Here is a 4,463-nt window from a genome sequence, read left to right on the forward strand (position 1 = left end):
TCTGGCAGAACGTCGCCCAAGGCGCCCTCCTCGTCGCCGCCGTCGTCATCCAGCAACGCCGCAACGGCGAACGCGCCGTCGGACTCCCCGCCTGATCAGCGCCCCGTGACGGGCGGTGCGGTCGCCGAGTCTCGGCCGTACCGCCGCGCGCTGCCCGGTCCGGCGGGGCCGGGCAGCCGCCCGTCCGCCCGAGCCCCGCGCCGGCAACTGATGCGTGCGGTCGTCCTCGCCCTGACCAGGCTGTGCGCGCCCGCGATGCGCGAGCGCGGATGGGGCCGTGTGGTCAACCTCGCCTCAGTGCGACGTGCGGGTCGGTCACGTCCGCCCGAACCCCCGAGCTGACGAGGCGTCACGGGCACGTTCTTTTACGGACAATCGTCCACCGGGGCGTTGACCGCCCACCTGCCCTGGCTATTGGCTCAGGGGGCCCGCCGGCCAACGAGGCCCGGGGGTAAGCCCGTTCGGGAGGACCTCATGTTCGCACCGCACCGCGCCCGATCCCTCACCGCCGCCGGCGCGTGCGCGGTGGCCGCCGTTCTCACGGCAGCCACCGCAGGGCCCGCCACGGCTCGCCCCGCCTCCGCACCACCGCGCGTCGAACGGATCAGCCAGGCCCCCGGCGGGGCACAGGCCGACGGCGACTCCTACCTCGGCGCGCTCTCCGCCACCGGCCGCTACGCCGTCTTCACCTCTGACGCGGCCAACCTGGTGGCCGGTGACACCAACGGCGACTCCGACGTCTTCGTCCGTGACCTGCTCACCGGGCGGACCGAGCGCGTCAGCGTCGCCGACGACGGCGCCCAGGCGACCGGCACCTCCTCGGGGGCGGCGATCAGCGCCGACGGCCGCTACGTCGCCTTCGCCTCGGACGCCCCCGACCTGGTGCCCGGCGACACCAACGGCACCTTCGACGTGTACGTCCGCGACCGGGTCGCCGGGCACACCGAGCGGATCACCGCCGGCGACCCGTCCCGGCCCCAGACCGGCGGCACCGACACCCCGGTGATCAGCTGGGACGGCCGCTACGTCGCGTTCGCCTCCGGCCGAAGCGATCTGGTCCCGGGCGACACCAACCACGTCGCCGACATCTTCGTGCACGACCGCCGCACCGGCACCGCCCGGCGGGCCAACGTCGCCGACGACGGAACCCAGGCCGGGAGTTTGGCCCGGCACCCCGCGCTCAGCGCCGACGGCACCCGCATCACCTTCATCTCCCGCGACAGCCTCGCCCCGGCCCCCGAGGACGGCCCGGAGGAGGACCTGGCGGAGGACCCGGCGGACGGCGGTGGCGCGCAGATCGCCAAGCCCCGGACCTACCCGCTGTACGTCCACGACCTGCGGACCGGCAGAACCCGCCCCGCCAGCATCGGCCCCGACGGCAAGAAGTACGGCGCCCTCGACGGCGGACTGAGCCCCGACGGGCGCTACGCGCTCTTCAGCTCCTACACGTCCATGGTCACCGGCTACACCCATCCGCAGATCTTCGTCCGCGACCTCCTCACGGAGACCACCGCCCTGGTCAGCACGGCCCACGACGACGCGCCCGGCGCCGGGGACGGCCAGTCCCACTCCCCCGTGATGACCGCCGACAGCCGCCGGGTCTACTTCGCCTCGGCGGCCGCCAACCTGGTGCCCGGCGACACCAACGGCGTCGGCGACGTCTTCCGCCGTGACCTGTGGACGGGCCGGGTCGAGCGGGTCGCGCCGTCCGCCGACGGCTCCGAGTCGGCGGTCGAGTCGGACGGACCGTCCATCGACGCGCTCGGTACGTCGGTGATGATCGCGTCCGCCGACACCCCCCTGATACCCGGGGACACCAACCAGCACCAGGACGTCTTCCTGCGCCGCCTGCCCCTGTTCTGAGCCGACCGGTCGACCCTGCCGCCGACGGCTTCCGGGCCCTCGCCCGCATCGGCGGCGGGCGCCGCGCCGGGCGCCGGGGCCGGCCCGCACGGAGCGTCGCGCCCCCGGCCCCGGCGGCCCGTTCAGCGGCCGGGGGGCGCGGCCTCCCGGCCGTGCGTTCCGGGGTCCGCGGAGCCGCGGGTCGGGGCGAGGGCGGCGAACCGCTTCTCGGTGTCGAGGAGCATCTGCCGGCGCTCCTCCGGGGTCCGCCGGGTGACGCGGTCGAAGTTGACCCACCGCAGGCCCTTGACGCCGATCTTGCCGAAGGTCCCCTTGAAGAGGATCTTGGTCAACGGGTCGCGGTACCACCAGCGGTAGGCCCTGTCCGGGGTGGTCATGACGGACAGGACCGTGACCCCCTGCAGCCGCGGCAGCAGGTTGCGGAACGGGCTGCCCTTGGCCTCGGGCCGTTCGGCGAACACCACGCCCTTGGTGAGCACCCGGTCGAGGAACCCCTTGGTGGCCGCGGGCATCGCCTCCCACCACACCGGGAACGCGAACACCAGGTGGTCGGCGGCCAGCAGGCGGTCCTGGTAGTCGCGCACCTGCGGGTCTGTCGCGGCGCCCTGCCGCCACGCGACGAGGTCCTGCCGGGTCATCACCGGCGAGAACCCGTCGGCGGCCAGGTCGATCAGGTCCACGTCGTGCCCCGCCGCGGTGGCGCCCCGGACGGCAGCGGCGGCGACGGCGGCGGTGAAGCTGCGCTGGTGCGGAACGTTGTCGGCCGAGGCGAAGGTGTACGGGTGGTCGAGGACCATCAGAACGCGCATGCGGTACTCCGGAGGAAGAGGAAACCGTTTCGCCAGCAACGGTTGCAGTCAGAACCGTCGCCTGTCAAACGAATGGGCTACCCTGACCCCATGAACAAGCCGATGCCGGACGATCTGGCCACGCTCTGGTATCTCACCCGCCGGGTCGCGGGCCTGATGGACCGTGCCGGCGAGGCGCTCTTCCAGCAGGAGCTGGGCATCTCCCTGGCACAGTTCCTCGTGCTCTCCGTCATCGACGCCCACCCCGGACCGCTCAACCAGCAGCAGGTGGCCGACCGGCTCGGCCTGACCAAGGGCACCGTCAGCCGCCAGATCGACCACGCGGTCTCCGCCGGACTGGTCGCGGTCCGGCCGTCCCCGCACAGCCGCCGGGAGAACGCCGTCCTCCTCACCCCGGCCGGCACCGATCTGGTCCGACGCGGCGACACGGCCCTGCACCGGGACCGCACGGCGTTCCTGCCGCGCCTCGACCCGGACGACATGCACGCCGCGATCCGTGTCCTGTCGGCCATGAACGACGCCCTCAGCCCCGCCCACGGTGCGCACCGCTGAGGCCCCGCCCCGGTACTGACCACCGGATGCCCGCCGGCACCCGTGGACCCGACCACGACGAGGGCGCGCCCGGAGGGGAATACCCCAGGATTCACCCGTTCCAGTGAATCCGGCGGGCTCCCCGGCCGGGAGGCAGGCGCCGCGCGGACAGTGGGAGAGACGCGGGGAGCTTCGACCCAGGGGTCTCGACACCCGCCCGAGGGAGGACGCATGGTCGACGCAGCGCGTCGGGGCACAGGTACGGACGGCGTGAAGGGGGGCATCGGCATCACCGCGCTCCTGGTCGCCGCAGCGCGGGCGATCGAGACCCACCGGCACGACAGCCTCGCCCGCGACGACTACGCGGAGCACTTCGTCCGCGCCGCACCGGCGTCCGCGGCGTGGCCCGTCCGCCTCCACGAGGTGCCGGAAGGCGACGCGAACCCGCTGTGGGGGCGTTTCGCCCGGTACTTCGGCCTGCGGACGAAGGTCCTCGACGACTTCCTCCTCCGGTCGGCGCACGCGGGGGCCCACCAGGTGGTCCTGCTCGGGGCGGGGCTCGACACCCGGGCGTTCCGGCTCGACTGGCCGCCCGGCTGCGTGGTCTTCGAGATCGACAGGGAGGGCGTGCTGGCGTTCAAGCACGATGTGCTCGACGGGCTGGCGACCACCCGGAAGGCGGCGCGCGTACCGGTCCCGACGGACCTGCGCGCCGACTGGGTCGGCGCCCTGACCGGGGCCGGCTTCGACGCGTCGGCGCCGAGCGTCTGGCTCGCCGAGGGGCTGCTGTTCTACCTGCCCGCCGCGGCCGAGACGTACCTCATCGACACGGTGGACCGGTTGAGTCCGGGGGGTAGCGCCCTGGCCTTCGAGGTCAAGCTGGAGAAGGACCTGCTGGCCTACCGCGACAGCCCGATCTACACGTCGACGAAGCATCAGATCGGCATCGACCTGCTCAGCCTGTTCGACGGCGGGCCCCGGCCCGACTCCGCGGGCCGGCTGACGGGCAAGGGCTGGTCGACGTCGGTCCACACCCCCTTCGACTTCACCCGCCGCCACGGGCGCGGCCCGTTGCCCGAGCAGAACGACGCGTTGGCGGGCAACCGGTGGGTGTTCGCGAACAGGCCCCGCACGTAGGGCCGCGCACCGGCCCCGCCGGCCGGACCACCGCGCGACGGGCCGCCGTCCGACGCCGGGCCGCCGTTTGACGAAGGGCCGCCGTTCGACGAAGGCCGGGGCCCGGCGGGCGGGAGCCGCTCC

At 73.9% G+C, this 4,463-nt stretch carries 4 protein-coding genes; 3 read left to right on the forward strand and 1 reads right to left on the reverse strand.

Translation table 11 applies throughout. The features are described from left to right. The first annotated feature begins 474 nt into the window (after positions 1-474). Positions 475-1,863, forward strand: coding sequence for a TolB family protein (locus tag ACFWIC_RS40760; protein ID WP_380522236.1), 1,389 nt, complete (start codon positions 475-477; stop codon positions 1,861-1,863). Between the two features lie 122 nt (positions 1,864-1,985). Here the strand turns inward: ACFWIC_RS40760 and ACFWIC_RS40765 are convergent, their stop codons facing one another. Continuing rightward, on the reverse strand, positions 1,986-2,672 hold the full coding sequence (locus ACFWIC_RS40765) for an NAD(P)H-dependent oxidoreductase (protein ID WP_329881393.1): 687 nt from the start codon (positions 2,670-2,672) through the stop codon (positions 1,986-1,988). 90 nt (positions 2,673-2,762) lie between these two features. Here ACFWIC_RS40765 and ACFWIC_RS40770 point away from each other — a divergent pair, with 90 nt between their 5' ends. Together ACFWIC_RS40770 and ACFWIC_RS40775 are read left to right on the forward strand one after the other, a co-directional pair. Next, positions 2,763-3,224, forward strand: a complete 462-nt coding sequence (locus ACFWIC_RS40770) for a MarR family transcriptional regulator (RefSeq protein ID WP_355409351.1) — start codon at positions 2,763-2,765, stop codon at positions 3,222-3,224. A 210-nt stretch (positions 3,225-3,434) separates the two neighbouring features. Next, the gene (locus ACFWIC_RS40775; RefSeq protein ID WP_380364522.1) at positions 3,435-4,340 is read left to right on the forward strand and encodes a class I SAM-dependent methyltransferase; all 906 of its coding nucleotides are present in this window, start codon (positions 3,435-3,437) and stop codon (positions 4,338-4,340) included. The last annotated feature ends 123 nt before the right edge of the window (positions 4,341-4,463 follow it).

This window comes from Kitasatospora sp. NPDC127035, from assembly GCF_042726075.1.
In the GTDB taxonomy this organism is placed as follows: domain Bacteria; phylum Actinomycetota; class Actinomycetes; order Streptomycetales; family Streptomycetaceae; genus Kitasatospora.

Excerpts from the sequence above, each read along its gene's own strand:
- ACFWIC_RS40760 (WP_380522236.1), top strand. The coding sequence starts at position 475 with ATGTTCGCACCGCACCGCGCCCGATCCCTCACCGCCGCCGGCGCGTGC.
- ACFWIC_RS40765 (WP_329881393.1), bottom strand. The coding sequence starts at position 2,672 with ATGCGCGTTCTGATGGTCCTCGACCACCCGTACACCTTCGCCTCGGCC.
- ACFWIC_RS40770 (WP_355409351.1), top strand. The coding sequence starts at position 2,763 with ATGAACAAGCCGATGCCGGACGATCTGGCCACGCTCTGGTATCTCACC.
- ACFWIC_RS40775 (WP_380364522.1), top strand. The coding sequence starts at position 3,435 with ATGGTCGACGCAGCGCGTCGGGGCACAGGTACGGACGGCGTGAAGGGG.